The sequence below is a fragment of the Nonomuraea sp. NPDC049784 genome (assembly GCF_040659615.1).
Taxonomy (GTDB): domain Bacteria; phylum Actinomycetota; class Actinomycetes; order Streptosporangiales; family Streptosporangiaceae; genus Nonomuraea.
In genome coordinates this window covers 1-4,013 of record NZ_JBFAMX010000786.1, presented here as the reverse complement: position 1 = coordinate 4,013, position 4,013 = coordinate 1, and the positions used below count along the sequence as shown (strand labels likewise).

Genomic DNA, 4,013 nt, shown 5'->3' with positions numbered 1-4,013 from the left:
CCGAGGGCCGGACGCTCAGGCAGGGCATCCGCCTGCACGTCATCTCCAGGGACACCGCCGAGCAGGCGTGGGCGCAGGCCCGCAGGCTGCTGGACGGGATCGATCAGCAGACGGTGGAGAAGGTGCAGGCGGGGCTGGCGCGCAGCGAGTCCGAGGGGCAGAAGCGCATGCTCGCCCTGCACGGCGGTCGCCGCGACGACCTGGAGATCTACCCGAACCTGTGGGCCGGCGTCGGGCTGGTGCGCGGCGGGGCGGGGACCGCCCTGGTCGGGAGCCACACCGAGGTGGCCGACCGCATCGAGGAGTACCACCGGCTGGGCATCACCGAGTTCATCCTGTCGGGGCATCCGCATGTCGAGGAGGCGTACTGGTTCGGGGAGGGCGTGCTGCCGATCCTGCGCGAGCGAGGGCTGTGGCGGCACCCCGCGGAGCCCGCCATCGCGGAACCCGCCTCGATCCCGTTCGCCTCGGCGGGAGCCCGATGACCGGCCTGAGCGTCGCGGAACTGAAAGCGCGGGCCGCCGAGCTGCTGCCCGCGCTGGCGGCGGGAGCGGCCGAGCGGGAGCGGCTTCGCGAGCTGCCGCACGCCCAGATCCGGGCGCTGGCCGCCGCCGGGCTGTTCACGTTCAGGATCCCCGCCGAGTACGGCGGGGCGGGCTCCACGGTGCAGGAGGTCTTCGCGTTCCTGATCGACCTGGCCGCCGCCGACTCCAACATCGCCCAGGCGGTACGCCCCAGCTTCGGCCGGGTCGAGCACCTGCTGTCGGCCTCCGAGGAGGAGCGGGAGCGGTGGTTCCCCCGGTACCTGGCCGGGGACGTGTTCGGCAACGCGGGCTGGGAGACCGGCGGGCCCAACGGGGCCGTACGCACGCGGATCAGCCCCGAGGGCCAGGTCACCGGCAGCAAGTACTACAGCACCGGCGCCCTCTTCGCCGACTGGATCGGCTCGGTGGCGGTGGACGACGACGGGGAGCGGGTGTTCTTCACGCTGCCGCGCGACCGGGAGGGCCTGGAGCTGCTGGACGACTTCGACGGCATCGGCCAGTGCCTGACCGCCAGCGGCACCACCCGGTTCAACGGCGTCACCGTGCACCCTTCGGAGGTCAGTAAGCGCTCGCACGAGACCGCGCGCTCCCCCTCCACGCCGTTCCTGCAGCTCTACCTGGCCGCCGTCGAGGCCGGGATCGCCCGCGACGCGCTCGGCGACGCGGTGGCCTTCGCCCGCGAGCGCGCCAGGCCCATCGAGCACAGCGGCGCCGGGCGTTCGGTCGACGACCCGTACGTGCGGCATGCCGTCGGGGAGATCTCGGCGCGCGCGTACGCGGCCGAGGCGGCCGTCCTGCGCGCGGCCGCCGCCATCGACCGGGCGTGGGCCGGTGACCTCGCCCCCGGCCTGCTCACGGCGGCGTCCGTGGAGGTGGCGCAGGCGCAGTTCTTCGCCGCCGAGTCGGCGTTGAAGGCGGGCGAGCTGCTGTTCGACGTGGGCGGCGGCACGGCGGTGGCGCGCCGGCACAACCTGGACCGGCACTGGCGCAACGCCAGGACCGTCGCCAACCACAACCCGAGAGCGTGGAAGGCCGCCGTCGTCGGCGCCCACGTGCTCAACGGCACGGAACCCCCGCTGAACGGCCTCTTCTGAACCTCGCGCCCCGCATCGAAAGGATTGATCACATGAGCCGCGTGCTCCTGGTGTCCGGCAGTCCGTCCGAGCACTCCCGCACCGCCCAGCTCCTCGACCACGTGGCCGAACTCGTCACAGGCGGCGTCTCCCTCCTCCGCCTGCGCGACCTGCCGGCCGAGCCGCTGCTGCTCGGCCACTCACACCATCCCGACCTGGCCGCGGCGGCGGAGTCCGTGGCCGCCGCCGACGTGATCGTCCTGGCCACACCCATCTACAAGGCCGCCTACACGGGGCTCGTCAAGGCGTTCCTGGACGGGCTGCCGCAGAAGGCGTTCGAGGACAAGACGGTGGTGCCCATCGCCACCGGAGGCACGCGGGCGCACCTGCTGGCGGTGGACTACGCGCTGCGGCCGGTGCTCAGCGTGCTGGGCGCGCGGCACGTGACGCGGGGGCTGTTCGTCCTCGACACGGAGATCGCGCCGCTGGCGGAGGAGCTGCGGCCCCGGCTCCGCGCCCTGGCCGACGAGGTGAACGCCGCCCCCCTGAGGACGGCCGCCTGAGCCCTCATTCCGATTGCGGGGTGAGGCCGTCCATGACGAGACCGAAGAGGTGGTCGCGCCGGGAGTCGAGGGACGGGGCCTGGTCGGTGATCCAGCTCAGGGCGTTGGCCAGCGCGAACAGGTCCGTCCCGTCGATGTCCTCGCGGATGCGCCCGTCCGCCTGCGCGCGTTCCAGCAGGCGGCCGGCCGCCGAGCGCATCGCCATGCAGGACGCGTGCAGCGGGGACCGCTCGTCCTGGATCGTGGCCATCATCGAACCCGCCAGCCCCCGGACGGCGCCCGCGCCCCCCATGAGCTCGCGCAGGAACTCCACCAGCGCCTCGTACGGCGAGCCGCTCTCCGCCAGCGCCTCCGCCCGTCCGGCCAGCCGGTCGAACCCATCCCGCAGCAGCTCCTCCAGCAGCGCCTCCCGCGTCGGGAAGTGCCGGTAGAGCGTCCCGAGCCCGACCTCGGCCCGGCGGGCGATGTCCCGTAGCGAGGCCTCGGTCCCCTGCTCCTGGACGACGGTCCGCGCCACGGCGAGAATGCGCTCCCGGTTGCGCCGCGCGTCCGCTCGCTGCTCTTTCGGCGATTCTCCCGACATGCGCGATCCTTTCCGTTGACAAGTGGAGCGGTGCTCCGATTATGATTCGGAACACTGCTCCGAATCCTATCGGGCCCTTTTCGTTGGGAGAAACCATGCCCGCTGTCATGCATGCCGTCCGCATCCACACGCGCGGCGGTCCGGAAGTCCTCACGTACGAGGAGGTGCCCCGTCCCGAGCCGGGACCCGGCGAGGTCCTGATCCGGGTCCACGCCGCCGGGATGAACCCGCCCGACTGGTACGCCCGCGGGGGCTTCGCCGACATCCCCGAGGACCTGCGTCCGCGGGTGCCCCTGCCGTACACGCCGGGCACCGACGTGTCGGGCGTCGTGGCCGCGCTCGGGCCCGGCGTCACCGAGTGGCAGGTGGGGGACGAGGTCTTCGGCCTGCTCCGCTTCCCCAGCATGGGAGCGAGGGCGTACGCCGAGTACACCACCTCGCCGGTCGGCGATCTCGCCAGGAAGCCCGGGTCCGTCGATCACGTGCACGCGGCGGGGGTGCCGATGGCGGGGCTTACCGCGTACCAGTTCCTCTTCGACTACATCGGGCTCGAACCGGGCAGCCGGGTTCTCGTGAACGGCGCGGCCGGCGGCATCGGCCACTTCGCCGTGCAGCTCGCCAAAGGGGCCGGCTGCCACGTCATCGGCGTCGCCTCCGGGCGTCATGAGGCGTTCCTGAAGGAGCTGGGGGTGGACGAGTTCATCGACTACACGCGGGTGGCCCCCGAGGAGGTGGTGGGGGACGTGGACTACCTGCTCGACACGGTCGGCAGGCAGCAGGGGTACCGGTTGCTGCCCACGATCAGGAACGGCGGCGTGTACAGCCCCTGCTTCCTCGTGGACTTCGGGGACGAGGAGTTGGCGAAGCGGGGCATCGTCAAGCGCGGGGGCCAGGTGCGCTCCGATGGGGCGCACCTGGCGGAGCTCGCCGGGCTGATGGAGGACGGCCGCCTCCGGGTCGGGATCGACTCCGTCTTCCCGTTGCGGGAGGCCGCCAAGGCCCACGAACGGGCCGAGCGGGGGCACATTCAGGGCAAGATCGTGCTCCAGGTCGTGGCCTAGCAGCCGGGGTTCGGGGGCGTCAGGCAGCCAGGCGGCCCGGTCAGCCGGGAGGCGGGGCGTCAGGCCGCGGAGCGGAGGCGGGCGCCGGCCGTCTGTCCCAGGAGGGTCCTGGCCAGGGCGTCCGTGTGGCGGAAGAGCGGGGCGTCGGCGCCGGGCCGCGCGAAACCCGCCGTTCCGCGGCCGCCCAC

General features: G+C 73.0%; 5 protein-coding genes. 4 read left to right on the top strand and 1 reads right to left on the bottom strand.

Annotated features, from left to right (window positions below; genetic code table 11):
- From AB0J09_RS58445 to ssuE, 3 genes are all read left to right on the top strand, one after another.
- Positions 1–485 (top strand): LLM class flavin-dependent oxidoreductase (locus AB0J09_RS58445; protein WP_360711856.1); only part of this gene is annotated, 485 nt, incomplete at its 5' end.
- Entirely contained in the window at positions 482–1,639 is a 1,158-nt protein-coding gene (locus AB0J09_RS58440) for an acyl-CoA dehydrogenase family protein (protein WP_360711853.1), read from the top strand. The genes AB0J09_RS58445 and AB0J09_RS58440, both read left to right, overlap by 4 nt.
- Positions 1,640–1,671: 32 nt before the next feature.
- Positions 1,672–2,181 carry an NADPH-dependent FMN reductase gene (gene ssuE / locus AB0J09_RS58435; protein ID WP_360711850.1) on the top strand — a complete coding sequence of 170 codons (510 nt, stop codon included), beginning with the start codon at positions 1,672–1,674 and terminating at the stop codon, positions 2,179–2,181.
- Positions 2,182–2,185: 4 nt separating this feature from the next.
- Here ssuE and AB0J09_RS58430 read toward each other — a convergent pair whose 3' ends face one another.
- Positions 2,186–2,764: a helix-turn-helix domain-containing protein gene (locus AB0J09_RS58430; RefSeq protein WP_360711847.1), complete on the bottom strand. Its 579-nt coding sequence runs from the start codon at positions 2,762–2,764 to the stop codon at positions 2,186–2,188.
- Positions 2,765–2,859: 95 nt separating this feature from the next.
- On the opposite strand from AB0J09_RS58430, the gene AB0J09_RS58425 reads away from it, so the two are divergent.
- On the top strand, positions 2,860–3,825 hold the full coding sequence (locus tag AB0J09_RS58425) for an NADP-dependent oxidoreductase (protein ID WP_360711844.1): 966 nt from the start codon (positions 2,860–2,862) through the stop codon (positions 3,823–3,825).
- Positions 3,826–4,013: the final 188 nt, after the last annotated feature.

What these genes read in the sequence shown, in the direction of transcription:
- AB0J09_RS58440 (WP_360711853.1), top strand. Translation starts at nt 482, where the DNA reads ATGACCGGCCTGAGCGTCGCGGAACTGAAAGCGCGGGCCGCCGAGCTG.
- ssuE (WP_360711850.1), top strand. Translation starts at nt 1,672, where the DNA reads ATGAGCCGCGTGCTCCTGGTGTCCGGCAGTCCGTCCGAGCACTCCCGC.
- AB0J09_RS58430 (WP_360711847.1), bottom strand. Translation starts at nt 2,764, where the DNA reads ATGTCGGGAGAATCGCCGAAAGAGCAGCGAGCGGACGCGCGGCGCAAC.
- AB0J09_RS58425 (WP_360711844.1), top strand. Translation starts at nt 2,860, where the DNA reads ATGCCCGCTGTCATGCATGCCGTCCGCATCCACACGCGCGGCGGTCCG.